22 protein-coding genes are annotated in these 25,683 nt (G+C 74.3%); 8 read left to right on the forward strand and 14 right to left on the reverse strand.

Annotated elements, in window-relative coordinates; all coding sequences use genetic code 11:
- Positions 1-11: 11 nt before the first annotated feature.
- The 10 genes from RF640_RS13865 to RF640_RS13910 form a co-directional block, all read right to left on the reverse strand.
- Positions 12-926: a shikimate dehydrogenase gene (locus tag RF640_RS13865; RefSeq protein ID WP_368828174.1), complete on the reverse strand. Its 915-nt coding sequence runs from the start codon at positions 924-926 to the stop codon at positions 12-14.
- On the reverse strand, positions 896-2,119 hold the full coding sequence (gene mltG, locus RF640_RS13870; RefSeq protein ID WP_052133031.1) for an endolytic transglycosylase MltG: 1,224 nt from the start codon (positions 2,117-2,119) through the stop codon (positions 896-898). The genes RF640_RS13865 and mltG overlap by 31 nt, the downstream gene beginning before the upstream one ends.
- Positions 2,116-2,808, reverse strand: coding sequence for a Holliday junction resolvase RuvX (gene ruvX / locus RF640_RS13875; protein WP_229588678.1), 693 nt, complete (start codon positions 2,806-2,808; stop codon positions 2,116-2,118). Before ruvX ends, mltG begins: the two co-directional genes overlap by 4 nt.
- On the reverse strand, positions 2,805-5,501 hold the full coding sequence (alaS, locus tag RF640_RS13880; protein WP_035928515.1) for an alanine--tRNA ligase: 2,697 nt from the start codon (positions 5,499-5,501) through the stop codon (positions 2,805-2,807). Before alaS ends, ruvX begins: the two co-directional genes overlap by 4 nt.
- Complete coding sequence (locus tag RF640_RS13885) at positions 5,501-5,872, reverse strand: hypothetical protein (protein WP_052133033.1); 372 nt, start codon at positions 5,870-5,872, stop codon at positions 5,501-5,503. Before RF640_RS13885 ends, alaS begins: the two co-directional genes overlap by 1 nt.
- Complete coding sequence (locus RF640_RS13890; protein ID WP_031282383.1) at positions 5,869-6,297, reverse strand: DUF948 domain-containing protein; 429 nt, start codon at positions 6,295-6,297, stop codon at positions 5,869-5,871. The genes RF640_RS13885 and RF640_RS13890 overlap by 4 nt, the downstream gene beginning before the upstream one ends.
- Positions 6,298-6,489: 192 nt before the next feature.
- On the reverse strand, positions 6,490-7,122 hold the full coding sequence (gene rpsD / locus RF640_RS13895) for a 30S ribosomal protein S4 (protein ID WP_017832285.1): 633 nt from the start codon (positions 7,120-7,122) through the stop codon (positions 6,490-6,492).
- 361 nt (positions 7,123-7,483) lie between these two features.
- Positions 7,484-9,007: a glycerol kinase GlpK gene (glpK, locus tag RF640_RS13900; protein WP_035928520.1), complete on the reverse strand. Its 1,524-nt coding sequence runs from the start codon at positions 9,005-9,007 to the stop codon at positions 7,484-7,486.
- Between the two features lie 55 nt (positions 9,008-9,062).
- On the reverse strand, positions 9,063-9,845 hold the full coding sequence (locus RF640_RS13905; protein WP_031282381.1) for an MIP/aquaporin family protein: 783 nt from the start codon (positions 9,843-9,845) through the stop codon (positions 9,063-9,065).
- Between the two features lie 112 nt (positions 9,846-9,957).
- Positions 9,958-11,757, reverse strand: a complete 1,800-nt coding sequence (locus RF640_RS13910) for a glycerol-3-phosphate dehydrogenase/oxidase (RefSeq protein ID WP_176338210.1) — start codon at positions 11,755-11,757, stop codon at positions 9,958-9,960.
- A 68-nt stretch (positions 11,758-11,825) separates the two neighbouring features.
- Here RF640_RS13910 and RF640_RS13915 point away from each other — a divergent pair, with 68 nt between their 5' ends.
- Positions 11,826-12,782, forward strand: a complete 957-nt coding sequence (locus RF640_RS13915; protein ID WP_035928524.1) for a sugar-binding transcriptional regulator — start codon at positions 11,826-11,828, stop codon at positions 12,780-12,782.
- A gap of 9 nt (positions 12,783-12,791) precedes the next feature.
- Here RF640_RS13915 and RF640_RS13920 read toward each other — a convergent pair whose 3' ends face one another.
- On the reverse strand, positions 12,792-14,282 hold the full coding sequence (locus RF640_RS13920) for a replication-associated recombination protein A (protein WP_368828175.1): 1,491 nt from the start codon (positions 14,280-14,282) through the stop codon (positions 12,792-12,794).
- A gap of 181 nt (positions 14,283-14,463) precedes the next feature.
- Between RF640_RS13920 and RF640_RS13925 the strand changes: the two genes are divergently transcribed.
- Positions 14,464-15,768 carry a cation:proton antiporter gene (locus tag RF640_RS13925; protein ID WP_368828176.1) on the forward strand — a complete coding sequence of 435 codons (1,305 nt, stop codon included), beginning with the start codon at positions 14,464-14,466 and terminating at the stop codon, positions 15,766-15,768.
- Between the two features lie 21 nt (positions 15,769-15,789).
- On the opposite strand, the gene dtd is transcribed toward RF640_RS13925, so the two are convergent.
- Positions 15,790-16,242 carry a D-aminoacyl-tRNA deacylase gene (gene dtd, locus RF640_RS13930; protein WP_017832278.1) on the reverse strand — a complete coding sequence of 151 codons (453 nt, stop codon included), beginning with the start codon at positions 16,240-16,242 and terminating at the stop codon, positions 15,790-15,792.
- Between the two features lie 55 nt (positions 16,243-16,297).
- On the opposite strand from dtd, the gene RF640_RS13935 reads away from it, so the two are divergent.
- Positions 16,298-16,897: a hypothetical protein gene (locus RF640_RS13935; protein WP_176338212.1), complete on the forward strand. Its 600-nt coding sequence runs from the start codon at positions 16,298-16,300 to the stop codon at positions 16,895-16,897.
- Positions 16,898-16,972: 75 nt separating this feature from the next.
- Here the strand turns inward: RF640_RS13935 and RF640_RS13940 are convergent, their stop codons facing one another.
- Positions 16,973-17,599 carry a maleylpyruvate isomerase N-terminal domain-containing protein gene (locus tag RF640_RS13940; RefSeq protein ID WP_368828177.1) on the reverse strand — a complete coding sequence of 209 codons (627 nt, stop codon included), beginning with the start codon at positions 17,597-17,599 and terminating at the stop codon, positions 16,973-16,975.
- Positions 17,600-17,922: 323 nt separating this feature from the next.
- Here RF640_RS13940 and RF640_RS13945 point away from each other — a divergent pair, with 323 nt between their 5' ends.
- From RF640_RS13945 to RF640_RS13960, 4 genes are all read left to right on the forward strand, one after another.
- Complete coding sequence (locus RF640_RS13945; protein ID WP_152609280.1) at positions 17,923-18,351, forward strand: hypothetical protein; 429 nt, start codon at positions 17,923-17,925, stop codon at positions 18,349-18,351.
- Positions 18,351-19,589: a glutathionylspermidine synthase family protein gene (locus tag RF640_RS13950; protein ID WP_095650952.1), complete on the forward strand. Its 1,239-nt coding sequence runs from the start codon at positions 18,351-18,353 to the stop codon at positions 19,587-19,589. Before RF640_RS13945 ends, RF640_RS13950 begins: the two co-directional genes overlap by 1 nt.
- Positions 19,586-20,878 (forward strand): amino acid permease, encoded by a 1,293-nt coding sequence (locus tag RF640_RS13955; protein ID WP_251355845.1) that lies wholly within the window; start codon positions 19,586-19,588, stop codon positions 20,876-20,878. The genes RF640_RS13950 and RF640_RS13955 overlap by 4 nt, the downstream gene beginning before the upstream one ends.
- Before the next feature lie 123 nt (positions 20,879-21,001).
- A complete protein-coding gene (locus RF640_RS13960; RefSeq protein WP_368828178.1) occupies positions 21,002-22,261 on the forward strand; it encodes a winged helix-turn-helix domain-containing protein in 1,260 nt (419 codons plus the stop codon).
- Positions 22,262-22,428: 167 nt separating this feature from the next.
- Here the strand turns inward: RF640_RS13960 and aspS are convergent, their stop codons facing one another.
- A complete protein-coding gene (gene aspS / locus RF640_RS13965) occupies positions 22,429-24,231 on the reverse strand; it encodes an aspartate--tRNA ligase (protein ID WP_368828179.1) in 1,803 nt (600 codons plus the stop codon).
- A 144-nt stretch (positions 24,232-24,375) separates the two neighbouring features.
- Here aspS and RF640_RS13970 point away from each other — a divergent pair, with 144 nt between their 5' ends.
- Complete coding sequence (locus RF640_RS13970) at positions 24,376-25,674, forward strand: APC family permease (RefSeq protein ID WP_368828180.1); 1,299 nt, start codon at positions 24,376-24,378, stop codon at positions 25,672-25,674.
- The last annotated feature ends 9 nt before the right edge of the window (positions 25,675-25,683 follow it).

A 25,683-nucleotide genomic window follows, 5' to 3' on the forward strand; every position in this document is an offset into this window, starting at 1 on the left:
GCCGACAGGTCTCAGGTGCGGGGCAGGGACGGGGCGGCGAGGATGGGCCGCCCCACGGCCGCGCACATCGCGGCGACCACGTCCTGCTCGCGGGGCAGGGGTGTGCCCGGATCGCGGCCGGTGAACAGGCGGATCTGGTCCACCGCCTGGAAGATCAGCATATCGAGTCCCGGGGCCACCGCTCCCCCGGCCCGGGACCAGACCGCGGCCACCGCCGACGGCCACGGGTCGTAGGCGGCGTCCAGGAGGACGCCCGTGGTGGTCGGGGCGGCGGCCTCCAGCTGCGCCGCCAGCTCGTCCGCGCCGTGCGGCGGGAGGGTGGAGACGACCACGTCGTACGCGGCCAGGAGGCCCGGCGCCTCGTCCCACGCCCGCAGGTGCACGGGGATCCCGAGCCGGCGCCCCGCCTCGACGGCGCGCCCGGCGCGGGTGGCGGAGCGCACGAAGACGTCCACGGAGGCGGCCCCGAGCCGCTGCGCGGCGGCGACGGCGGCCGTGGCCGTGCCGCCCCCGCCGAGGACGGCAGCCCGGGGGACGGCCGGCACGGTGCCCGCCGCGAGCACCGCGCCCACGATGCCGGTGACGTCGGTGTTGTGGCCGAGCACCGTCCCGTCCGGGCGGAAGAGCAGGGTGTTGACCGCGCCCACCGCCGCCCCGAGGACCGTGAGCTCGTCCGCGCACGCGGCGGCCACCGACTTCAGGGGCATCGTCACCGACAGCCCGCGCCAGGCGGGATCGGACCGGCGGGCGTCGACGAACGGCGGGAGCTGCTCCTCGACCAGGTCGTGGGCGTCGTAGTGCACGTCCTCGCCCAGCACCGCGTACGCGGCGCGGTGCAGGTCCGGGGACCTCGAGTGGCCGATGGGGTGGCCCACCACGGCGGCGCGGGCGGGACTCACCCGCACCGGCCCTCGTTCTCGCTGCACCACTGGTTGTACTCCTCCACGTACCCCAGGTGCTCCGCGTAGGTCTCGGCGAACTTCGTCTCGCCCGTGTCCAGGTCCACGGTCACCCAGAAGTAGTAGTCGTTGTCCTGCGGGTCGGCGGCCGCCGCGATGGCGGCGTCGCCCGGGGAGCCGATGGGGCCCACCGGCAGGCCGGGGTTGGCGAAGGTGTTGTACCGGTTGGACTCGTCGCGGCGCTCCTCCTCCGAGAAGTCGTAGCTGCGGCGGTCGAGGCCGTAGGTCACGGACGCGTCGGACTGGATGAAACCGGAGGTCTCGCCGTCGGGGTTCTCGAGCCGGTTCTCGATCGCGCCGGCCACCACGTCGTAGTGCTCGGGCTGGACCTCGAACTCGATGATCGAGCCGATGGTGAGCACCTCGAAGATCTGGTCCTCGTCGCTGATGCCGTTGTCGTCGAGGGTCGTGCGGGTGCGGTCCACCATCGTCTGCAGGATCTGCTCCGCCGTGGCGTCCAGCGGGAACCGGTACTCGCCCGGGTGCAGCCAGCCCTCGAGGGTGGGGAAGCGGTCCGGGATCCCGAACGTCGCCGTGTCCTCCCGGTAGGCCTCGAACTCGGAGACGGGGATGCCGGTGGACTCGCTGAGGACCCCGAACACGTCGGTCATGCGCAGGGTCCGGTTGACCGCCGCGTAGTGGGTGGCCTCGTCCTCCTCCATGAGCGCGTCCACGGCGGCCTCCGAGCTCATCTCCGTGCGCAGCTCGTACTCGCCCGGCTGGATGAACTGCTCGGCGTGCTCCTCCTGGTAGGTCTCGACGAACGTCTCGGCGTCCGCCACGATCCCCTGCGCCTCGAGGGCCACGGCGATCTGGCCGGTGGTGGCGCCGTCGGCCACGGAGAAGGTCACGGGGTCCTTGCCGTCGCCGCGGTAGTCGCGGACCTCGAACCACCGGAAGGTGGAGCCGAGCACGGACACCGTGATCAGCGCGGCGAGCAGGAACAGGGCGATGGCCGTGGTCAGTGAGACGCGGCCGCGGCGCCGGCGCCGCTTGACCTGCTCGGGGGTGAGCTCCTCGTGCTCGAAGACGCCGCGCAGGCCCGTGGAGGGCTCCCTCGAGGACGGGGCGTCCAGGAGGCTGCCCAGACCGCCGCCGGACGACTCCCGGGGCGCCTCGGGTCGGCGGGGCGCCGACTGGTCGTACGGATCGTCGCTCACGAATGCTCTCCGTCCGGATCGGTGGTCGTCAACGGTGCCGTACGCGCCCGGTCGGGCGCTCCGGCGGTGTCCTCGGCGGTGTCCTCGGCCGTGTTCCCGGCTCCGGTGGACGACTCCCCGCGGCGGGCCGCGGCCGGACCCTGCCCGTCGCGGTCACCCCCATTATGCGGGACGGCGGGTGCCGCGGCGCCGGGGACCGGCGGTTCCACCGGCGCGCCGGGCTCCGCCCCGGTCGCCCTGGCCCGGTCCACGGCGCTCTGCAGGATGGTGGCCGCGGCCACCTGGTCGACCTTGTCCATGTGGTCGCGGCGGGCGACCCCGGCCTCCAGCAGCGCCCGGTGGGCGTCCACGGTGCTGAGGCGCTCGTCGACCAGCCGCACCGGCACGTCGCGGCCCTTCACGCGCAGCCGCCGCACGAGGGCCTCCGCGTAGTCGCGCGCCATCGCGGTCGAGGCGTTCTCCCCGCCGTCGAGGCTGCGGGGCAGCCCCACGTAGACGGCGACGACGTCGTGCTCCTGGACCAGACCGGCCAGCAGCTTCACGTCGAAGCCCTTCCGGGGGTCGGGGTCGCGCCGCAGCGTGGTAAGCGGCGTGGCGAGGATGCCGTCGGGGTCGCACAGGGCGACCCCGACGCGGACGAGGCCGACGTCGACCCCCATCCGCCGTCCCCGGGCGTAGGCGTCGCTCACGCGGCGGCGCCGCCCGTCGCCCGGGCGATGTCGGCCAGCACCGCGTCCAGGGCGGCCCCCGTTTTGGCCGGGTCCTGCCCGCCGCCCTGGGCGATGTCGTCCTTGCCGCCGCCGCCGCCGCCGAGGACCTTGGCGGCCGTGCGCACGAGCCGGCCGGCCTGCACCCCGGCCGCGCGGGCGCCCTCGGTGGTCGCCACGAGGACCAGGGGACGGCCCTTGGCCGTGCCCGTGACGGCGACGACGAACGGCTCCGCCGTCATCCGGCCGCGCAGGTCGAGGGCGAGCGAGCGGACGTCGTCGGCCCCGGAGACCTCGCCCATGTCGTGGGTCAGGACCTTTACGGCGCCGACCTCCCGCACGCCGTCGAGCAGGGCGCCGGCCTGCGCCTGGAGCTTCTCCCGGCGCAGGACCGCGAGCTCCTTCTCGGCCGACTTCAGCTTCTCGAGGGTGCCCGCCAGGCGCTCGGGCAGCTCCGCGGAGGACTGCACCTTGAGCATGCCGGTGAGCTGGTGCACGAGGGTCCGCTCGGCCGCGAGGTGGCGGAACGAGTCCAGGCCCACGAGCGCCTCGACGCGGCGGTTGCCCGAGCCCACGGACTGCTCGGTGAGCAGGGTGAGGGAGCCGATCTGGGCGGTGCCGCCCACGTGCGTGCCGCCGCACAGCTCCCGGGACCAGGGTCCGTTCAGCTCGACCACGCGCACCCGGTCCCCGTACTTCTCGCCGAACAGGGACATGGCGCCCATGGCCTTGGCCTCGTCGAGAGCCATCTCCTGCGTGACGACCTCGTGGTTGGCGTGGATCGCCGCGTTGGAGACCTCCTCGATCTCCCGGCGCTGGGCCTCGGCGAGCCCCTCGCCCCACGCGAAGTCGAAGCGCAGGTACCCCTCCTTGTTGAAGGAACCGCGCTGGACGGCCTCGGGGCCGAGGATGTCGTGCAGGGCCGCGTGGACGATGTGGGTGCCGGTGTGGGCGGCCTCGGCGGCGCGCCGGCGGGCGACGTCCACCTGGGCGAGCACCGTGGCTCCGGAAAGGGCCTCACCCTCGCGCACGACCGCCTGGTGCACGGACAGCCCCTTCACGGGCTGCTGGACGTCGGTGACCTCGAGCACGAAGCCGTCGCCGCTGATGGTGCCCCGGTCGGCGGCCTGGCCGCCGGCCTCGGCGTAGAACGGCGTCTCGTCGAGGACGACCTCGACGTGCTCCCCGGCCGAGGCTGCAGGGACGGTCACGCCGTCCTGCAGCAGGGCGCGCAGCACGGTCTCGTGGCCGAGCCGGGTGTAGCCGGTGAACACCGAGCCGCCCTCGTCGACGAGCCGGCGGAACACCGAGAGGTCGGCGTGGGCGCCCTTCTTGGCGCGGGCGTCCTGCTGCGCGCGGTGGCGCTGCTCCTCCATGAGACCGCGGAAGGCCGTCTCGTCGACCGCGACCCCGGCCTCCGCGGCCATCTCGAGGGTCAGGTCGATGGGGAAGCCGTAGGTGTCGTGCAGGGCGAAGGCCTCCGCGCCGGAGACGGCCTGGCCCTGGCGCCGGGCGCCGGCCACGGCCTCGTTGAGCCGGGTGGTGCCGGACTCGATGGTCTTCAGGAACGCCCGCTCCTCGGCGTAGGCGATCCGGGAGATCCGCTCGAAGTCCTCGGCCACGTAGGGGTAGACGCCGCGCATGGCGTCCCGGGAGGCGGGCAGCAGCACGGGCAGGCAGGGCTCGGTGACGCCCATCAGGCGCATCGCGCGGATCGCGCGGCGCAGCAGGCGGCGCAGGATGTACCCGCGGCCCTCGTTGGACGGGCTCACGCCGTCCGCGATGAGCATCAGCGAGGAGCGGACGTGGTCGGCGACCACGCGCATCCGCACGTCGTCGTCGTAGCCCTCCTCCCCCGGCTTCTCGGAGCCGTGGTAGCGCTTCCCCGAGAGCTCGGACGCCCGGTCCAGGACGGGGCGGACCTGGTCGGTCTCGTAGAAGTTCTCGACGCCCTGGAGCAGCATGGCCAGGCGCTCGACGCCGAGGCCGGTGTCGATGTTCTGCTCGGGGAGGTCGCCCAGGATCTCGTAGTCCTTGCCCGAGCCCTCACCGCGCTGGTACTGCATGAAGACGAGGTTCCAGATCTCGATGTACCGGTCGTCGTCGACGGCCGGGCCGCCCTCCCGGCCGTACCGGGGGCCGCGGTCGTAGAAGATCTCGGAGTCGGGGCCCGCGGGACCGGGCTGGCCGGTGTCCCAGTAGTTCTCGTCCCGGCCCAGCCGCTGGATCCGCTCGGCAGGCACCCCCACGGTGTCCTTCCAGAGCGTGTAGGACTCCTCGTCGCCCTCGTAGACGGTCACCCACAGCCGGTCCGGGTCCAGGCCGAAGCCGCCCTTCTCGAGCGGGCTGGTGAGCAGCTCCCACGCCATGGGGATGGCGCGCTCCTTGAAGTAGTCGCCGAAGGAGAAGTTGCCGGCCATCTGGAAGAACGTGCCGTGCCGGGCGGTCTTGCCCACCTCGTCGATGTCGAGGGTGCGGATGCACTTCTGGATGGACGTGGCGCGCCGGTAGGGGGCGGTCTCCTGGCCGAGGAAGTACGGGATGAACGGGACCATGCCCGCGATCGTGAACATGGCACCCGGCTGGGAGGAGATCAGCGAGGCGGAGGGCACCACGGTGTGGCCCTGGCCTTCGAAGTAGTCCAGCCAGCGCTTGGTGATTTCCTGAGAGAGCATTACCGGTGCTTTCCTTCGCGTTCGGTCGAGGGGTCGGTGGGCTCCGCCGCGGCCCCGGCCGCGCGGGGGGCGGCGGTGCCGTCGAGCACCGGCGGGGCGGTGCGACCGGCGTCGAGACGGCCGGTCTGCGGCCGGGGGGCGGCGACGCCGAAGGACTCGCGCAGCTCGGCCTCGCGCTCGTCCATGCCCGCGCGCACGGTGGCGGCGAAGCGGTAGAGCCGGGAGCGCCAGTCCCCGGGGCGGGGGGTGCGCGCGGCGCCGGCCCCGCCCGGCACGGAGAGGTCCTGGCCGGGTGATCGGGCGAGGCGGGTGGCGGCGGCGCCGAGCACGCCGCCGGCGGCCACGAGGGCGAGCCGGCCCCAGAAGCTCATGGCCGGTCCTCCCCCGGGGCGCCGGGGGCCTGCTCGTCGGCGGCCCCGAAGCGGTCGGCCCGGTGGGAGCCGTGCGGCGCGGTGTCGCCCGTGAACGCCCGGCGGACGCCGTGCGAGAACGCGGCGACCTTGATCAGCGGCTGGCCCACGGTGGAGGCCACCAGGGAGGACAGCGCGGAGACGTTCGCGGAGGCGTCGGAGACGTTGGTCGTGATCCCGTCCACCTTCTCGAGCTGCGAGTTGGTGGTCGAGACGGTGCGGGTGACCTCGTCGATGAGGGGGACAGTCTCGTTGTTGAGCGAGCGGATCGTCAGCCGCAGCTCGTCGAAGACCTTGCCGAGCTTGAGGATCGGCACCGCGAGCAGGAGCACCAGCACGGCGAACACCCCCGCGGCGAGCAGTCCTGCGATTTCTCCACCGGTCATGGGGCGGCGCGCTCCTTGCTGGTCGGGTCGGGGGGCCGGGGCGGCAGGACCGCCCGGGCGTGCGGGGACGGGCACCGGCGCGGTGCCCGGGGATCAACTGTACCGAACGGAAGAGCCCGCGGCGCAGGCGCCGCGGGCTCTCCGCAGGGAAGGCCCTGCCCCGGGGGGTCCCGGCGGCAGGAGCCCGCAGGATCAGGCCATGCGGGCGTAGTACTCCACCACGAGCTGCTCCTCGCAGGTCACGGGGACCTCGGCGCGCTTGGGCTTGCGGACCAGCTTGGCCTGCAGCTTCTCGATCTGCACGTCGAGGTAGCCCGGGGTGTCGGGCAGCACGGCCTGGTGCGCGCCGGCGGCGGCGACCTGGAAGGGCACCATCTTCTCCGACTTGGCGTGCACGTGGATCAGCTGACCCTCCTTGACCTGGTAGGAGGGGCGGTCCACCCGCTCACCGTCCACCAGGATGTGGCGGTGCACGACCATCTGGCGGGCCTGGGCCATGGTCCGGGCGAAGCCGGAGCGCAGGACCAGGGCGTCCAGGCGGGACTCCAGCAGGGCGACCAGGTTCTCACCGGTCTGCCCCTCCTGGCGCTTGGCCTCGACGTAGGCGATGTGCATCTGCTTCTCGCGGATGTTGTACTGCGCCCGGAGACGCTGCTTCTCGCGCAGCCGGACGGCGTAGTCCGAGTCTGCCTTCCGGCGGGCACGGCCGTGCTCGCCGGGGCCGTAGGGACGGCGCTCGAAGTACTTCTCGGCCTTCGGGGTCAGGGCGATCCCGAGGGCGCGGGACTTGCGCACCTGGCGGCGCGCACGCGTGTTGTTAGCCACGTTTACCTTTCACAATGCGGTGCCCTCCCCCGTCCGGCGTGCGGTGCGGGGGGAGCGTGTTCTGTTCGGTCCGGCCTCCGAGGACGGGATCGGTCCCGCCGGAGAGGTGAGGATCAGCCGCAATCCTCCTGTCCTGCAAGCGCCGTGGCCGCGCGCCGCGCACCGTGGTTGAGGCGGTGCGCCGGGCGTGCGGGAGCACGGGCCTTGCCGGCCGACGTCCCACTATAGCGTGTGCGGGGCCGTGGCGCGCCCCGGGGTGCTCGCGGTGCGGGCCGGCCCCCGTCCCGGTCCCGGCGCGCCGGAGCGCCGCCCGGGAGTCCCGGACGGCGCTCCGGCGCACGAGCCCTCGGCGCGGACGCGGTCAGTCGACGTCCTCGTCCACCCAGTCGAAGGTCTTGGTGACGGCCTTCTGCCAGTTGCGGAACAGCCGGCCGCGCTCGGCGTCCTCCATCTGCGGCTCCCAGCGCTTGTTCTCGGCCCAGTTCGCGGTGACCTCCTCCGTCCCGGACCAGAAGCCGACGGCGATGCCCGCGGCGTAGGCGGCGCCGAGGGCCGTGGTCTCGGTGACCTCCGGGCGGATCACCGGGACCCCGAGCTGGTCCGCCTGGAACTGCATGAGCAGCTCGTTGGCGGTCATCCCGCCGTCCACCTTGAGCTCGATGATGTCCACCCCGGCGTCGGCGTTCATCGCCTCGACCACCTCGCGGGACTGGTAGGCCGTGGCCTCCAGGGCGGCCCGGGCGATGTGGGCCTTGTTGACGTAGCGGGTCAGGCCCACCAGGGCGCCGCGGGCGTCCGAGCGCCAGTACGGGGCGAACAGGCCGCTGAAGGCCGGGACGAAGTAGGCCCCGCCGTTGTCCTCGACCGACGCGGCCAGGGACTCGACCTGCGGTGCTGAGGAGAGGATGCCCAGGTTGTCGCGCAGCCACTGGACCAGGGACCCGGTCACGGCGATGGAGCCCTCCAGGGCGTAGACGGCGTCCTGGTCGCCGATCTTGTAGCACACCGTGCTCAGCAGCCCGTTCTCCGAGTGCACCACCTCGGTGCCCACGTTCATCAGCACGAAGCTGCCCGTGCCGTAGGTGTTCTTGCCCATGCCCTTCTCGAAGCACGCCTGCCCGAACATCGCGGCCTGCTGGTCGCCGAGGATGCCGGCGATCGGCACGTCCTTGAGGAAGCCGCGGGTGCGGCCCTTGCCGTAGACCTCGGAGGAGGAGCGGATCTCGGGCAGCATCGACGTGGGGATGCCCATGTCCGCGCAGATCTCCTCGTTCCAGTCGAGGGTCGCCAGGTTCATCAGCATGGTGCGCGAGGCGTTGGTGACGTCGGTGACGTGCACCCCGCCGTCCACGCCGCCCGTCATGTTCCACACCAGCCAGGAGTCGGTGTTGCCCATGAGCAGGTCCCCGCGCTCGGCCCGCTCCCGGGCGCCGTCCACGTTGTCCAGGATCCACTTGACCTTCGGGCCCGAGAAGTAGCTGGCCAGCGGCAGGCCCACCCGGTCCTTGTACCGGTCCGGGCCGGCCTCCCCGCCGAGCTCCTCGGCGATCTTCTGGGTGCGGGTGTCCTGCCAGACGATGGCGTTGTAGACGGGCTCCCCGGTGGTGCGGTCCCAGACCACGGTGGTCTCGCGCTGGTTGGTGATGCCCACGGCGGCCAGGTCCCGGGCGTTGATCTCGGCGGAGGCCTCGGCGTCGGCGACGACCTTGCGGACGTTGCGCCAGATCTCCATGGGGTCGTGCTCCACCCAGCCGGCGCGCGGGAAGATCTGCTCGTGCTCGAGCTGGCCGGTGCTGACGATCGTGCCCCGGTGGTCGAAGATGATCGCGCGGGAGCTCGTGGTGCCCTGGTCGATGGCCATGACGTACTTGGTGTCGGTGCTCATGGGTGGTCCCTCACTTCGTTGTGGTGTCGTGGACGGGTCGGTGGTGGTGCGGGCGTCAGGCGGGAACGTTGGCGTACAGCTGGTAGAAGCCGCCGGCGAGCACGGCGCCGATGAGCGGGCCCACGACCGGGACCCAGGCGTAGGCCCAGTCGCTGGAGCCCTTCCCGCGGATGGGCAGCACGGCGTGGGCGATGCGCGGACCGAGGTCACGGGCGGGGTTGATGGCGTAGCCCGTGGGCCCGCCGAGGCTCGCGCCGATGCCGACCACGAGCAGCGCCACGGCCAGCGGCCCGATCTCCGAGGGCGTGTTGCCGAAGAGCAGGATCACGATGACGAGGACGAACGTGCCGATCACCTCGGTGACCACGTTCCAGCCGTAGGAGCGCACGGCCGGGCCGGTGGCGAAGACCCCGAGCTTGGTCGCCGCGTCGATCTCCTCGTCGAAGTGCTTCTTGTAGGCGAGGAAGGCGAGCACGGCGCCCAGGAAGGCGCCGATCAGCTCTCCGGCGAAGTAGACGAGCGTGCTGACGAGGGTGACGGCCACCCCCGGGGCGTACTCCTCGGCGCCGCTGGCCCACAGCCCCACGGTCACGGCGGGGTTGATGTGCGCGCCGGACTGCCAGGCGACGTAGACGCCGGCGAACACCGCCAGGCCCCAGCCGAAGTTGACCATCAGGAACCCGCCGCCGAGGCCCTTTGACCTCGGCAGTGCGACGTTGGCGACCACGCCGGCGCCGAGCAGGATCAGCATCGCGGTGCCCGCGACCTCGGACCAGAAGACGGTGGACAGGGAGATGGGCACGGTGGGCGCGACGGCCTGTACCACTGCGTTCGACATCGACAGCACTGCGACTCCTCAGGTGGTGCGGATTGGGTGGACCGGCCGTCCGTCGGGGACGGCCGGTGGGGGGTGGGGTCGGGGGACGGGGCTCGGTGGGACGGGTGGGCGCTCAGGCCTCGGAGGGGCGCACGAGCTCCAGGACGTCGGGGGCCGCTGCCCGTGCGGCGGCGGCCGCGGTGTCGTCCGGGGTCCTCGCGGCCTCGTCCTCCGCCGCGCAGCGGAGCCGGTAGGCCTCGACCTCGGCCCCCCGCCGCCGGTCGTCCCAGCCGAGGGCCTCGGCCGCGAGGTCCGCGATCTCCTCGACCGCGTCGAGGCCGTGGCGGGCCTGCTCCCACGTGAGCCGGGTGCGCGTGTCGAAGATGTCCTCGAGGTGCAGCGCGCCCTCGTGGGTGCAGGCGTGAACGATCTCCGCCCGCAGGTAGGCCGGGGCCCCCTCCAGAGGGCGGCCCAGGTCGGGGCGGTCCGCCACGAGCTCGGCGATCTCGGTGATCGCCGAACCGTAGCGGCCGAGCAGGTGCTGCACCCGCTCCTCGTTCCAGTCGTGCCGGGCGCCCAGGCTGCCGGCCTGGTGGCGGAGCGCGAGATAGCCCTCCGCGCCCAGCAGCGGAGTGCGGTCGGTGACCGAGGGCACGGCCTTGGCCCGCTCCTCCCCCAGGGCGAGGTCCACGGCGTCCTCGGCCATCACCCGGTAGGTGGTGAGCTTGCCCCCGGCGATCGTGATCAGCCCGGGGGCGACCTCGGTCACGGTGTGCTCGCGGGAGATCTTCGTGGACTGGGCGTCCCCGCCGCCCTTCTTCGTCCCGGGCTGCAGCAGCGGCCGCAGCCCGGCGTACGTGCCGATCACGTCCTCGCGGGTGAGCGGCCGGTCGAGGACCACGTTGGCGTGGTCGATGACGTAGTCGATGTCCTCCGCGGTGGCCACCGGGTTGACGAGGTCCTGGTGGTAGGGGGTGTCGGTGGTGCCGATGATCCAGTACCGCGCCCACGGGATGATGAAGAGCACGGACTTCTCGGTCTGCAGGATCAGCCCGCTCTCGCCGCGGATCCGCTCGCGGGGCACGATGATGTGGATGCCCTTGGAGGCGAGCACCTTCAGCCCGCCCTCGGCGTGGGCCAGGTCCTGGGTCTGCTCGGTCCAGACCCCGGTGGCGGCGATGACGGTCTTCGCCCGCACCGTGTGCTCCGCCCCCGTCTCGAGGTCGCGCACGGTGGCGCCGACCACCCGGCCGGTCTCGTCCGTGGGGAAGGACACGGCCCGCGTGCGGTTGGCCGCGAGCGCGCCGTAGCGCACGGCGGTGCGCACGATGGTGACGACGAGGCGGGCGTCGTCGACCTGGCCGTCCCAGTACTTGACGGCGCCGACCATGGAGCCGGGCTTGATGTCGGGGAAGACCCGCTGGACGCCCTTGAAGCTGTAGTGCCGCTGGTAGGGCAGGGTCGCGACCTTGGCGCCGATGTGGGCGAGGGCGTCGTAGAGGCCGATCCCGGCGGTGACGTAGGGCCGCTCCCAGAAGCGGTGGGTCAGCGGGTAGAGGAAGGGCACGGGCTTGACGAGGTGGGGGGCGAGGAAGTCCAGCAGCAGCTCGCGCTCGCGCAGCGCCTCGGAGACGAGCTTGAAGTCGAGCTGCTGGAGGTAGCGCAGGCCGCCGTGGACGAGCTTGGAGGACCACTGCGAGGTGCCGCCGGCCCAGTCCTGGGCCTCGACGATGCCGGTGCGCAGGCCGCGGGTCACGGCGTCCAGGGCGATGCCGGCGCCGGTGATGCCGCCGCCGACCACGAGGACGTCGAGCTCGGGGCCGTCGGAGAACTCGGCGAGCGCGCGGTCCCGTTCGGCGCTGGAGAGGGTGGGGTGGGCCATGGTGGGGAACTCCTCGGGGCGGGTGGTTGCGGGCGGGAAGGTGCTCTGCATCACACTCTGTCCTGGGTTGCACCTATGCTCAAAGCAAATGAACGGACGTGCAGGGAAGGGTGGGTCACATGCACGGTGATGCCGAGCTCCACCACGCGGCGGAGCTGTACTACGTGCAGGGCATGACGATGGAGGCGGTGGCGGACCGCTTCGGGGTCTCCCGCCCCACGGTCTCGCGGATGCTGCAGGCCGCCCGGGAGCGGGGCATCGTGCGGATCAGCCTCGCGGCTCCCCCGGACGCGGGACACGACCTGTCCCACCGGCTGCGGGAGGCCTTCGGGGTGACGGTGCACGTGGCGGGCACCCCGCGCACGGCCACGGAGCCGCAGCGGCTGGAGTCCGTGGCCCGGGCCGCGGCGGGGCTGCTGGGCGACTGGTTCGGGGACGGGATGACGCTGGCGGTCGCCTGGGGGATCACGACCTCCGCGATCGGGGGCCACCTGCAGCCGAAGGCCACACGGGACGCGGTGGTCGTGCAGATGAACGGCGCGGTCAGCGCCCGCTCCACGGGGGCGGCGCAGTCCTCGGCGCTGCTCGGGCAGATGTCGGCGGCCTTCGGTGCCGCGCTGCTGCCCTTCCCCACCCCCGCGTTCTTCGACCAGGAGGAGACGCGGCGGCTGATGTGGCAGGAGTCCTCGGTGCGGCGGGTGCTGGCGGTGCGCAACGCGGCGGACCTGGCGGTGTTCAGCGTGGGGGCCTTCCGCGGCCCGATGATCTCCCAGGTGTACACCAGCGGCTACCTGCCGGAGGACGCGCTCCGGGAGCTGTCCGCGCACCGGGTGGTCGGCGACGTGTGCACGGTCTTCCTGCGGGAGGACGGGACCTACGCCGACATCGACTACAACCGGCGGGCGAGCGGGCCCACGCCCATGGAGCTGCGGCGGATCCCGCGCCGGCTGTGCGTGGTGGCGGGGGACCACAAGGTGCCGGGCGTGGTGGGCGCCCTGCGGGCGGGCGTAGTCACGGACCTGCTCATCGACGAGCGCACGGCCGCGTCGGTGGTGCGCCACCTGTTCGGCCGCTGAGCCCGGCGGTCACCGGCCCCGGACGATGCCCCGCAGGATCTCGAGGCGGTGGGCGATCTCGCGCTCGCGGCCGTGCTCGGTGGGCCGGTAGTAGTCGGTGCCCACGAGCTCGTCGGGCGGGTACTGCTGGGCGGCCACGCCGTTGGGCTCGTCGTGGGAGTAGACGTAGCCCCGGCCGTGACCGAGCTGGCCCGCGCCGGGGTAGTGGGCGTCGCGCAGGTGGAGCGGGACGGGTCCGGCCCGGCCGGCGCGGACGTCGGCGATCGCCTCGTTGATCGCGGTGTAGGCGGCGTTGGACTTCGGGGCGGTCGCCAGGTGCGCCACGGCCTGGGCCAGCGGGATCCGCCCCTCGGGCATGCCGATGAGCTGCACGGCCTCGGCGGCCGCCACCGCGGTCTGCAGGGCGGTCGGGTCGGCGGTGCCGATGTCCTCGGAGGCGGAGATGATGAGCCGGCGGGCGATGAACCGCGGGTCCTCCCCCGCCTCGATCATCCGGGCCAGGTAGTGCATCGCGGCGTCGACGTCGGAGCCGCGGATCGACTTGATGAACGCGCTGACCACGTCGTAGTGCTGGTCGCCGTTCTTGTCGTAGCGCACGGCCGCCCGGTCGAGGGCCTCCTCGGCGTGCTCCCGGGTGATCACCGGCACCGGCCGCGCGCGGTCCCCGCCGTCGCCCCCGTCCGTGTCCCCGCCGTCGCCCCCGCCGGTGTCCCCGTCCGTGTCGTGGCCGTCCGGCTGCTCCGAGAACGCGACCCCGGCGGCGGCCTCGAGGGAGGTCAGGGCCTTGCGGGCGTCCCCGCCGCACAGGTCCAGGAGGTGCTCGCGGGCCTCCGCGGAGAGCTCCACCTCGCCGTTCAGTCCCCGGGGGTCGGCGACGGCCCGGTCCAGCAGCGCCCCGATGTCGGCGCGCTCCAGCGGCTGCAGCGTGAGCAGCAGCGAGCGCGAGAGCAGCGGCGAGATCACCGAGAAGGACGGGTTCTCCGTGGTGGCCGCGACCAGCACCACCCACTGGTTCTCCACCCCGGGCAGCAGCGCGTCCTGCTGGGCCTTGGTGAAGCGGTGGATCTCGTCGAGGAACAGCACCGTGGTGCGCCCGTGCAGGTCCCGGTCCGTGAGCGCCTCGTCCATCACCTTCCGCACGTCCTTGACGCCGGCGGTGATCGCGGAGAGCTCCACGAACTTCCGGGACACGCCCCGGGCGATCACGTGCGCCAGGGTGGTCTTGCCCGTGCCCGGGGGCCCCCACAGGATGATCGACGACGGTCCCGCCGGGCCCCGGTCCTCCCCCGCCAGCACCTGCAGCGGAGACCCGGGCTTGAGCAGGTGCTGCTGGCCCACGATCTCGTCGAGGCGGCGCGGTCGCATCCGCACCGCCAGGGGCGCCCGGGAGCGGGAGCGCCGCGCCCGGCCGGCGGGGCGGGCGGTGCGGTCCGCCCCGTCCCCATCGGTGAGGGGACCGGGGTCGGGGGCGTCGAGGTCGTCGAAGAGGGAGCCGGTCACCCCCTCAGGCTAGCGGCTGCGCCCGTCGCGGCCTGTCGGAAGCGGGGAGGCTGGGCGTACGATCAGCACGCTGATCACGTCGGTGCCGCCGGCGGGCGCGCTCCGCCCGGCGACGGCCACAGCCGCTGCGGCGCGGGGTCCACCGGGGATCCCGCCCGGCCGTTCCAGGAATGAGGTACCGGTGTTCGAGGCCCCGAGTCTGCTCTTCGCCGCCGCCGGGCTCGCCGTGTTCGCGGCCGCCCTGCTGCCCCGCCTGCTCGTGCGGGCCCCCGTGTCGATGCCCATGGTGTTCCTGGCCGCCGGGGCGGTGGTCTTCGCCGTGGCCGACACCCTGCCCGACCCGGACCCGGTGGCCCACATCGCCGTCACCCTGCACCTGAGCGAGATCTGCGTGATCGTCTCGCTGATGGGCGCCGGGCTGGCCCTGGACCGCCCGCTGGGCTTCCGGCGCTGGGCCACGACCTGGCGGCTGCTGGGGATCGCCATGCCCCTGAGCCTGCTCGGGGCGGCCCTGCTCGGGTGGTCGGTGCTGGGCCTGAGCGCGGCCGGGGCCGTGCTCGTGGCCGCGGCGCTGGCCCCCACCGACCCGGTCCTCGCCTCCGAGGTGCAGGTCGGGGAGCCCTCCGAGTCGCAGGAGGACCTCGAGGGCGAGGACGAGGTCCGTTTCGGGCTCACCTCGGAGGCGGGGCTCAACGACGGCCTGGCCTTCCCGTTCGTCTACCTCGCCATCGCCCTGAGCGTCGTGGGCACCGCTCCCGGCGCGTGGCTGCCGCACTTCCTGAGCGTGGACGTGGCCTGGCGGATCGCGGTCGGGTGTCTCGCCGGGGTCCTGGTGGGCCTGCTCCTGCGGCGGCTCTTCTTCCGCTCCCCGCTCGACAGCGTCCGCACGACCGCGCAGACCGAGGGGTTCGTGGCCCTGGCCGCCACCTTCCTCACCTACGGTGTGACCGAGATGGTCGAGGGCTACGGCTTCGTCGCCGTGTTCGTGTGCGCGGTGACCATCCGGGCGGGCGAGCGGGTGCACGGCGCCCACGGCGTGCTCCACAGCTACATCGAGCAGCTCGAGCGGCTGCTCACCGTGGTGGTGCTCGTGCTCCTGGGCGGCGCCGTGGCCCGGGGGCTGCTCGCCGGGCTGACCTGGCGGGAGGTGCTCGTCGCGGCGGCCTTCCTGCTGCTGGTGCGCCCCCTCGCCGGGTGGATCAGTCTGCTCGGCGGCCGGACGGGACCGTGGGAGCGCGGCGTGCTCGCCTTCTTCGGCGTGCGCGGCATCGGCTCGATCTACTACCTCGCCTACGCCCTGACCGAGGGCGAGTTCGCCGCGGAGGACCAGGCCCTGTGGCGCTTCGTGGGGCTGGTGGTCGTCGGCTCGGTCCTGCTGCACGGGGTCACCGCGGGGCCCGTCATCGCGGCCCTCGACCGCGCCCGGGAGCGGAAGGCCCGCGAGGAGACGGGCTCCGAGGAGGCCGCTCCCCGCACGGCGATCTGACGGCCCGCGCCGGCCCCGGTCTCAGCCCCGCCGGGGCCGTTCCAGCTCGGCGCTGTCCAGGACCAGGGTGAACGGGCCGTCGTTGACGAGCTCCACCTGCATCGCGGCCCCGAAGCGGCCGGTCGCCACGCGCGCGCCGAGCTCCCGCAGCGCGGCCACGTACGCCTCGAACACGGGTTCCGAGACAGGGCCGGGCGCGGCGGCCGACCACGAGGGGCGCCGGCCCCGGCGGGCGTCGCCGTAGAGGGTGAACTGGCTGACGGCGAGCACCGGGGCGCCGAGGTCGGCGCAGGACCGCTCGCCCTCCAGCAGCCGCAGCGTCCAGGTCTTCTCGGCGAGCTTCGCGGCCGTCGCGGCGTCGTCGTCGTGGGTCACGCCCACCAGGGCCAGCAGCCCCGGCTCCTCGACGGCCCCCACGACCTCTCCTCCGACGGTCACGGCGGCCCGGGCCACTCTCTGCAGAACGATGCGCATGGGCCCCAGTCCACCACAGGACCGGGCGCACCCGGGGCCCCGCTAGCCTCGACCCATGACCGCCGCGCGCAGCACGCCCCGACCGAGCACCCTGGTGGCCGAGGTGTTCGCGCCCGCCCCGCTGGTGCTGTCCCTGCTGGTGCTCGCCGGCTGGTCGGGGGCCGGGTGGCCCGGGGCCATGTGGGGCCTGGGGACGGCGGTGGTCGTGGCGTCGCTGCCGATGCTCGTGCTGCGGGTGCTGGCCCGGCGCGGGCGGGTGGACGGACACTTCGTGCGCGCCCGGGCCCAGCGGCTGCCGGTCTACGCCGCCACGGGGGTGCTGACGGCGCTCGTGGTGGTCGCCGAGCTCGCGCTGGGCGTCCCTCCGGTGGTGCCCGTGACCACGGCGTTCGTGCTGCTGGGCCTGCTGGTGCTGCTGGTCGTGACCCTGTGGTGGAAGGTCTCCGCCCACGTGGCGATGGCCGCGTGCTGGGCCGTGGGGCTCGGCGTCCTCAGCACCCCGTGGGCGTCGCTGGCCGCGGCGCCGGTGCCGGTCGTGCTGGCCGTCTCGCGGGTGCGCACCGGGGACCACACCCCGGCGCAGACGGTCGTCGGCGCCCTGATCGGCGTGCTCGTCGCGCTGGGCTGGGCGTCGGTCGCGCACACGGTGCTCTGACCGGCGTCCGGGCCGCTTCCGCCCAGGACCGGCGCCCCGGTCGGTGCAGCCCTGGTCGGTGCAGCCCCGATCGGTTCAGCCCAGGACCGAGAAGCCCGGGGGCAGCGGCCGCCGGCCCGTGAGCGCCAGCAGGACCCCGGGCAGGTGCCCGCCGTGGGCGGCGAGCTCCAGCGCCGTCCGTCCGGCGTCGGCCAGGACGTGCTCGGGGGGTCTCCGGTCCAGCCCGCAGGCCCCGGCGACGTCCAGGCCGTGGACCGCCAGCTCGAACGTGCGGGTGGGCACGTAGGCGCGCAGCCGGGTGCCGCCCACCAGGGTGCGGATCAGCGGGTCCTCGTCGACGGGCACCTGCGCCAGGGCGTCCCGGGCCCGGTCCAGCGAGGCCCGGACGGTGGCGGACGGATGCCGGCCGAGCTCGCGGCCGGCGGCGACGCCCCGGGCCTCGACCTCAGCGGGGTCCGTGGCCGCGGCGGAGAGCGCGTAGTACTGGGCCGTGCCGGTGCCGGTCTCGTCGTCGGCGGGGACCGTGAGATAGGTGCCGAGCGTGACGAGCGCGCGGTGGGTGTGCCCCACGAGCGCCCGGACGTCCCAGGCGCCCAGGCCCGGCCGGGTCCAGTGGTGCGGGCGGATCTCCCCGACGAGGTCGGCGAACCAGGCCCCGGCGTCGAGGAGGGCGGTGCGGGCGGCGGCGGGATCACGGCTCATGGGCTCCCCTGGGTGCTCGGCGCGGGGGCGGGTCCGGTCGGCGGGATCCGGCCCCGGAGGTGCCCGAAGCCTACTGCGCGGCGACGGCGGGAGGGCCGATGTTGCGCCTGGTTGCGCCCGCTCCTCCGTGTCCCGGGCGCCGGCGGCGCCCGGGACACGGGCCGGGCCGGGGCGCCCGGACGGGGCCGGGACGTCGTACGCTCGGAGGACCCCGCACGGGCGGGCCGGGTGCGCCGGCGCCGCCGTGCGGACCGCGCCGGCCGGACCGGCGCCACCTCAGCCCTCGACCGACCCCGTCCCGTCCTCGTCCCGGAAGGCCCCGCATGCCGCCCCGCCCCTCCTCACGGACCATGGCCGCCGCCTCGATCGGCGCCCTGACGATCGCCCTCACCGGCTGCGGGCAGGAGGCCCAGGACGTGCAGGAGGTGGACTCGGACTACGCCCAGATCTGCGTCGAGGACCCGGACGGCGAGGGCGGCGCCGAGCCCGTGCGGGTCGACGACGAGGAGTGCGACGACGACCGCGGGCCCCGGGTGGGCGGCTTCTTCCCGATGTGGGTGCTCATGAGCTCCGCCCGGGCCACGGCCGTCCCCGCCGTGGGCTCACCGGTGTCGTCCGCGGCGGGCTGGAGCACCGGCCGGCCACCGGGCTCGGCCACCGTGGCCCGCGGTCTGCCCCGCGACGGGGCCGCCGTGGGCAAGAGCGGCGTCTCGCGCGGCTTCGGCGGGTCCAAGAGCGGCTGGGGCTCTTGATGCGGCGCATCGACGGCCTGGCGCCGCGCCCCGGCTGGGAGCGCACCGTCCGCGCCGAGGGGCTCACCTACGCCCGCACCGAGCGGCCCGACGGCCGGTCCTTCTCGTACTGGAACGAGACGGCCGCCTACGTCTTCTCCCCCGACGAGGTGGACGAGCTGGAGTCCGTCACGGACGAGCTGCACCGGATGTGCGCCGAGGCCGCCCGGTACCTGGCCACCGGCGCGCTGGGCACGCTGGGCCTGTCGGAGGCGGCCTTCGAGCTGGCCCAGCACTCCCTCCGGCTGCGGGAGCCCTCGGTCTACGGCCGCTTCGACCTGGCCTGGGACGGGACGGGCCCGCCGAAGATGCTCGAGCTCAACGGCGACACCCCCACCGGGCTGGTCGAGGGGGCGATCTGCCAGTGGAGCCGCATGGAGGCGCTGTTCCCGGGCCTGGGCGAGGACCACCCGGAGTTCGACCAGCTCAACGGGCTGTGGCCCATGCTCGTGGACCGGTGGCGGCAGCGGCTGCCGTACTCGGCCACGAAGACCCTGCACGTGGCCTACACCCGGGAGGAGGAGTCCGGGGAGGACGCGGCCAACGCCGCCGTCATCGCGAACACCGCGGTCGAGGCCGGCTACCGGGCCGTCCTGCTGCCCGTCGAGGACGTCCGCTACGACACCGGGTCCGGCGGCTGGGTGCACGCGACCGGGGACGTGGACGACCCCGTGGTGGTCGGCCCGATCGAGGAGATCTTCGCCCTGCACCCGTGGGAGCACATGGTCGACGACGGCCCCGGGGCGTTCGTGCTCGACGACCCCACCCGGATGCACCACTGGTACGAGCCGGCGTGGAAGATGTTCCAGTCCAACAAGCTCCTGCTCGTGGCCCTGTGGCGGTGCTTCCCCGGGCACGAGAACCTGCTGGCCGCCCACCCGGACGGGCCCGGCGAGCTGCGGGAGTGGGTGCGCAAGCCCGTGTTCGGCCGCGAGGGGGACGGCATCGAGATGCACGCCCGCAACGTGCGGATCCGCTCCGAGCACCCCCACCCGTCCCCGCTGGACGTGTGGCAGGCCTACACGCCCATCCGGAACTTCCCGGGCTCCGACGGCGCCCCCAACCACCCGGTCATCGGCTCGTGGGTGGTGGGCGAGGCGGGCGCGGCCGGCATCGGCATCCGCGAGTCGGACGGCCCGCTGACCGACTACTACTGCCGGTTCGTGCCCAACGTCATCGACAAGAAGGGTCTGCTGTGACCGCCCACCTGCTCCCCCGGTCGATCTCCACCACGACCTCCGCGGTCATCGGGTCCACCTCGATCGCCCCGCTGTACTCGGCCGTGGTCACGGTGGGCCTCATCCACGCCCTGGTCGGCGCCTGGACGCCCGTGGTGCTGGTCGGCGCCGTGCTCCCCATGGTGGTCGTCTCGGTCTGCTTCGCCCGCCTGGACGCCCTCTACGAGGACCAGGGCACCGTCTACCGATGGGCCCGGGAGGCCTACGGGGCATTCGCCGGGTTCCTGGGCGGGTGGGGGCTGTGGCTCTCGGCGACCCTCGTGCTCGCCTCCCTCGCCTGGGTCACGGCCGACTCCGCCCTGTTCGCCCTCGGGATCGGCGCCGGGCCCTGGACCACCACCGCCGTGGCCGCCCTGCTCATGGCGGCCTTCGCGGCGGTGTCCGCCACGGGGATCAGGGTCTCGGCCGCCGTGCAGTGGGTCCTGGCCGTCCTGCAGCTGATCGGGGTGGGCGTGCTGGTGTGGGCGGTGCGCACCGCGCCGGCCCTGCCGCCCGGCACGGGCGAGGACGGGGAGTGGACCGGCTTCTACGGCACCGCGGAGCTCGCCGCCGGCACCGGGGTCTCGGCCGGGGACGTGGCGGCCGCCGTGCTGCTGGCCCTGTTCCTGTACTGGGGGTGGGACTCCACGTTCTCGCTCACCGAGGAGTCCACCACGCAGCGGGCCCCGCGGGTCTCGGCGTGGGTCGCGCTGGGCGTGGTGGCGGCCGCCTACGCCGCCATCGGCTGGGCCTACGCCCCGGGGTCCTCGGTGGCCTCTCCGCTGCTGGCCGCGCTCGTGGCGGTCTCGGCGGGGGCGTCCATCGGCACCACGATGATCCCCACCTCCCGCGGCCTGATGTCCATGGCGCGCGGAGGGCACCTGCCGCGCCGCTTCCGGTCCCTGTCCTTCGCCACCTGGACCACCGCCGCCGTCGCCGCCGCCTGGATGGCGTTCTCCGGGCCGCTCTTCGACGACTCGATCGGCATCATCTCGGTGCTCGTGGCCCTCTACTACGGCCTGGCCTGCGCCGCGGTGGCGAAGCTCGGGCGGACCGCCGCGGCGCGGGCGCTCGGCGTGCTGGGCGCCGCGCTCATGGCCGTCGCCCTCGTGCTGACGGGCGCGGAGTACGCGCTGACCGCCTCGTGGGTGTGGGTGGGCCTGGTGCTCGCGCTGCTCGTGGTCCCGCTGTGGTTCCTCCTGGGCCGGGGCCGCGAGCCGCTGCCGGGCGCCCACGAGCGCACCCCGCACCTGGAGAGCCTGCTCGACTGACCCCCTCGCCGGCTGCTGCCCTGCCGGACCGCTGGTGCCCGGACCACCATGCCCCGGCCGCAGTCGTGCGCGCGGCCGCGAATGCCGTCGACTCCGCACGCCGGTCTCGGTATCGTCGTCCGGGTGACCCGCACGATCAGCTCGGCCCAGGCGCGCCGCGTCGCGATCGCCGCCCAGGGCCTGGACCGCACCCGGCCCCCGGTGGTGACGATGCGGCACGTCACGAGCACCGTGGAGCGCATCGGGCTGCTGCAGATCGACTCGGTCAACGTCCTCGCCCGGGCGCACCTGCTGCCGCTGCTCGCCCGGCTCGGGCCCTACGACACCGCCCTGCTCGATCGGGCGGCGGGCCGGGCGCCGCGCCGCCTCGTCGAGGCCTGGGCGCATGAGGCCTGCTACCTGCCCGTCGCCACCTTCCCGCTCGTCGCCTGGACCCGCCGGCGCTGGGCCGGCATGGACCCCGACGCGCTGGAGGCCCGCCACCCGGGCGTGCTCGAGCTCGTCCGTGCCGTCGTCGCCGAGCGCGGCCCGCTCACGGGCCGGGAGGTCGAGGCGTTCGTCGACGCCCGCCACGCGCAGCGCGCCGAGGAAGGGTGGGGCTGGCGGTGGAGTCCCGCCAGGACAGCCCTGGAGATCCTCTTCGACGCCGGGCAGCTCGGCGCCGCGCGCCGCAACGCACAGTTCGAGCGGGTCTACGACCTCGCCGACCGCGTCCTGCCCCCGCACGTCCGTGGGCAGCCGCCGCCGGACCCGGACGACGCCGTCCGCGAGCTCGTCCGCATCTCCGCCCGCGCCCACGGCATCGGCACCGTCCGGTGCTTCGCCGACTACTTCCGCCTCGGGCAGCGCGTCACCCGCCGCGCTGTCGACGAGCTCGTCGACGGCGGCGAGCTGCTGCCCGTCACGGTCGCCGGCTGGGACCGCCCGGCGTGGCTGCACGTCGACGCCGGCGTCCCGCGCCGCACGGGCGCCCGTGCCCTGCTGGCCCCCTTCGACCCGCTCGTCTTCGAGCGTCGTCGGCTCCTGGAGCTGTTCGGGATGCACTACCGCATCGGGATCTACACCCCGGCCTCCCGGCGCACCCACGGCTACTACGTGCTGCCGTTCCTGCTCGGCGAGTCCCTCGTCGCCCGGGTCGACCTCAAGTACGACCGGGACCGCGGCGTCCTCCTGGTCCGCTCCGCCTTCGCCGAGGAGCCGGGTCCCGACGCCGCCGCGGCAACGAGGTGGCCGACGCGCTCCGTCGTCGTCGGGGAGCTGGCGGCCGAGCTGGCGACGACCGCGACGTGGCTGGGCGCGGACACCGTCGCCGTGGACGAGGACGCGAGAGGGGATCTGACCGGTCCGCTGCGGGGTGAGCTCCGCCGTCCGTGTCCGCGCTGAGGCCCGAGGATCCGTCCCGACGCCGGTCGCGGGGGGCGCAAGCTGGATCGGCCTGCGGCGGGGGCTCGGCACCGCCGTGCTGCTGCCGGACCGAGCACCGGCGCACCGGGAGCACATCGGGCCGGGCCCGCCCGGAGCGGGCGGACCCGGCCCGATGGGGCCCTGGCCTAGTGCGCGGCCGCCTTCTCGGCCTTCAGGTCCTCGTCCTGCTTCGCCCCCGGCCTGGCGTCCACCCCGGCCTCCCGGCGCTGCTGCGGGGTGATCGGCGCCGGGGCGGCGGTCAGCGGGTCGAACCCGTTGCCGGTCTTCGGGAACGCGATGACCTCGCGGATGGAGTCGGTCCCGGCCAGCAGGGCGACCACGCGGTCCCAGCCGAAGGCGATGCCGCCGTGCGGGGGCGCGCCGTACTTGAAGCCCTCGAGCAGGAACCCGAACTTCTCGTCGGCCTCCTCCCGGCCGATGCCCATGACCTCGAAGACCCGCCGCTGCACGTCCTGCTGGTGGATGCGGATCGAGCCGCCGCCGATCTCGTTGCCGTTGCACACGATGTCGTAGGCGTAGGCCAGGGCGTGCTCGGGGTCCTGGTCGAAGGTGTCCAGGAACTCGGGCTTGGGCGAGGTGAACGCGTGGTGCACGGCGGTCCACTGGCCGGCGCCCACGGCGACGTCGCCGGACTCGACGGCCTCGGCCGCGGACTCGAACAGGGGCGCGTCCACGATCCACACGAACGCCCAGGCGTCCTCGTCGATCAGCCCCGTGCGGTGGCCGATCTCCACGCGGGCCGCGCCGAGCAGCGCGCGGGAGGACTTCTTCTCGCCGGCGGCGAAGAAGATGCAGTCCCCGGGCTGCGCGCCGGTCGCGGCGGCGAGGCCCTCGCGCTCGGCCTCGGTGATGTTCTTGGCCACCGGTCCCGTGAGAGTGCCGTCCTCGCCGACGAGGACGTAGGCCAGGCCCTTGGCCCCGCGCTGCTTGGCCCACTCCTGCCAGGCGTCCAGGGTGCGGCGCGGCTGGGACGCCCCGCCGGGCATGACCACGGCGCCCACGTAGGGGGCCTTGAACACGCGGAAGGTGGTGTCCTGGAAGTACTCGGTCAGCTCCGTGAGCTCGAGGCCGAAGCGCAGGTCCGGCTTGTCGGAGCCGTACTTCGCCATCGCCTCCGCGTAGGTCATCCGGCGGATGGGGGTGGGGATCTCCACGTCGATGAGCTTCCACAGCGCGGCCACGATCCGCTCGCCGAGGGCGATGACGTCGTCCTGCTCCACGAAGGAGGCCTCGATGTCGAGCTGGGTGAACTCGGGCTGGCGGTCGGCGCGGAAGTCCTCGTCCCGGTAGCAGCGGGCGATCTGGTAGTACTTCTCGATCCCGCCGACCTGCAGCAGCTGCTTGAACAGCTGCGGGGACTGCGGGAGGGCGTACCAGGAGCCCGGGGCCAGGCGGGCCGGGACCACGAAGTCGCGGGCGCCCTCGGGGGTGGAGCGGGTCAGGGTGGGCGTCTCCACCTCGGTGAACCCGTCCTGGTGGAGCATCTCGCGGGCCACCCGGTTGGCGTCGGAGCGCAGGCGCATGATGCGGGCCGGCTCCGGGCGGCGCAGGTCCAGGTAGCGGTGCCGCAGGCGGGCGTCCTCGCCGACCTCCACGTGCTCGTCGATCTGGAAGGGCAGCGCGGCGGCGGTGTTGAGCACGGTCACGGTCTCGGCCATGACCTCGACCTCGCCGGTGGCCAGCGCCGGGTTGTCGTTGCCCTCGGGGCGGCGCTCCACGGTGCCGGTGACCTGCAGGACGAACTCGTTGCGCAGGTGGTGGAAGTCCGCCTCGTCGCGCACCACGATCTGGGCGACCCCCGAGGCGTCGCGCAGGTCCAGGAAGGCCACCCCTCCGTGGTCGCGGCGCCGGCCGACCCAGCCGGCCAGCGTGACGGTCTCTCCGATGTGCTCGGCGCGCAGGGCGCCGAGGTTGTGGGTGCGCAGCACTGAAAAACCCTTCGTTGTTCGGGAGGTGCGGACGGGGCCGCGCCCGCGGCGCGTTTCCCCAGGATTCACCGGGGACCCCTACTCTCGTTCCGTGCACGAGTTTACAGCCCGGGCCTCCGCCGCCGGGACGACGACAGGACGACCATGAGCACCTCCCCCGGCCACCCGGCCCTCGCCCGCCGCTTGGGCACCCTCGACGCGACGGTGATCGGGGTGGGCTCGATGGTCGGCGCCGGGGTGTTCGTGGCCTTCGCCCCGGCCGCGGGGTTCGCCGGCCGGTGGCTGCCGCTGGCGCTGCTGCTGGCCGCGGTGGTCGCCTGGTGCAACGCCACCTCCACCGCCCAGCTGGCCGCCGTCCACCCCGCCTCCGGCGGCACGTACGTGTACGCGAACCGGCAGCTGGGCCCGTGGCCGGGCTTCGTGGCCGGCTGGGGCTTCGTGACCGGCAAGACCGCGTCCGCGGCGGCGATGGCGCTGACCTTCGGCCTCTACGCCGCGGAGCACACGGGGGCCGACGACGCCGGGGCGCGGCTGCTCGCCGTGGCCGCCGTCCTCGGTCTCACGGCGGTGAACCTCGGCGGGGTCACCCGCACCGCCCGGCTGACGAAGCTGCTGGTCGCCCCGGTGCTGGTGGTCCTGCTGGCCGTGGTCGTGCTGCTGTTCTCGGGCACCGGCCCCACTGCGGGCGGGGCCCCTGCGGGGGACGGCCCCGGGTGGGACGGGACCGGCTGGGGCGTGCTGCCGGCGGCGGGCACCCTGTTCTTCGCCTTCGCCGGCTACGCCCGGGTCGCCACCATGGGCGAGGAGGTCCGGGACCCGGCCCGCACCATCCCCCGGGCCGTCCTGGGGGCGCTGGCGTTCACGCTGCTCCTCTACGGGCTGCTCGGCCTCGGGCTGCTGCGCTTCCTCGGCGTCGACCGGCTCGCGGCGTCGGCCGCCCCGCTCCTGACGGTGGTGCGCGAGGCGGGCTGGGCGGCCGGGCCGGCGACCGCGGGCGCCGTCGTCGTCACCGCGGCCGCCGCCCTGGCCACGCTGGGGGCGCTGCTGGCGCTGGTCGCCGGGATCTCGCGCACGGCCCTGGCCATGGCCCGCGAGCGGGACCTCCCGGGGCCGCTGGGCGCGGTGTCGCAGCGGCACCGGGTGCCGTGGGCGGCTGAGCTGGCCGTGGCCGGGCTCGTGGTGGTGCTCGTGCTGGTCGGCGACGTCCGCACGGTCATCGGCTTCTCGAGCTTCGGCGTGCTCGTCTACTACGCGCTGGCGAACCTCTCCGCGCTCACCCTCCGGCAGCGCCCGGGGTGGGCGCCCCGGGCGGTCAACGCGCTCGGCCTGGCCGGCTGCCTGGTGCTGGCGTTCACGTTGCCGTGGCAGTCCGTGGTCACGATGCTCGGGGTCTTCGCCGTGGGCCTGGCCGGGCGCGCCCTGGTGCTGTCCCGGCGGCCCTGACCTCCCCCG

This window comes from Kocuria sp. CPCC 205231, from assembly GCF_040980965.1.
GTDB classification, from domain to species: Bacteria; Actinomycetota; Actinomycetes; order Actinomycetales; family Micrococcaceae; genus Kocuria; species Kocuria rosea.

Coding starts and splice junctions, on each gene's coding strand:
- RF640_RS13950 (WP_095650952.1), top strand. CDS start 18,351: ATGCGGCGCATCGACGGCCTGGCGCCGCGCCCCGGCTGGGAGCGCACC.
- RF640_RS13970 (WP_368828180.1), top strand. CDS start 24,376: ATGAGCACCTCCCCCGGCCACCCGGCCCTCGCCCGCCGCTTGGGCACC.
- alaS (WP_035928515.1), bottom strand. CDS start 5,501: ATGCTCTCTCAGGAAATCACCAAGCGCTGGCTGGACTACTTCGAAGGC.
- glpK (WP_035928520.1), bottom strand. CDS start 9,007: ATGAGCACCGACACCAAGTACGTCATGGCCATCGACCAGGGCACCACG.
- RF640_RS13910 (WP_176338210.1), bottom strand. CDS start 11,757: ATGCAGAGCACCTTCCCGCCCGCAACCACCCGCCCCGAGGAGTTCCCC.
- RF640_RS13935 (WP_176338212.1), top strand. CDS start 16,298: ATGACCGCCGCGCGCAGCACGCCCCGACCGAGCACCCTGGTGGCCGAG.
- RF640_RS13890 (WP_031282383.1), bottom strand. CDS start 6,297: ATGACCGGTGGAGAAATCGCAGGACTGCTCGCCGCGGGGGTGTTCGCC.
- RF640_RS13945 (WP_152609280.1), top strand. CDS start 17,923: ATGCCGCCCCGCCCCTCCTCACGGACCATGGCCGCCGCCTCGATCGGC.
- RF640_RS13940 (WP_368828177.1), bottom strand. CDS start 17,599: ATGAGCCGTGATCCCGCCGCCGCCCGCACCGCCCTCCTCGACGCCGGG.
- RF640_RS13905 (WP_031282381.1), bottom strand. CDS start 9,845: ATGTCGAACGCAGTGGTACAGGCCGTCGCGCCCACCGTGCCCATCTCC.
- dtd (WP_017832278.1), bottom strand. CDS start 16,242: ATGCGCATCGTTCTGCAGAGAGTGGCCCGGGCCGCCGTGACCGTCGGA.
- RF640_RS13885 (WP_052133033.1), bottom strand. CDS start 5,872: ATGAGCTTCTGGGGCCGGCTCGCCCTCGTGGCCGCCGGCGGCGTGCTC.
- RF640_RS13915 (WP_035928524.1), top strand. CDS start 11,826: ATGCACGGTGATGCCGAGCTCCACCACGCGGCGGAGCTGTACTACGTG.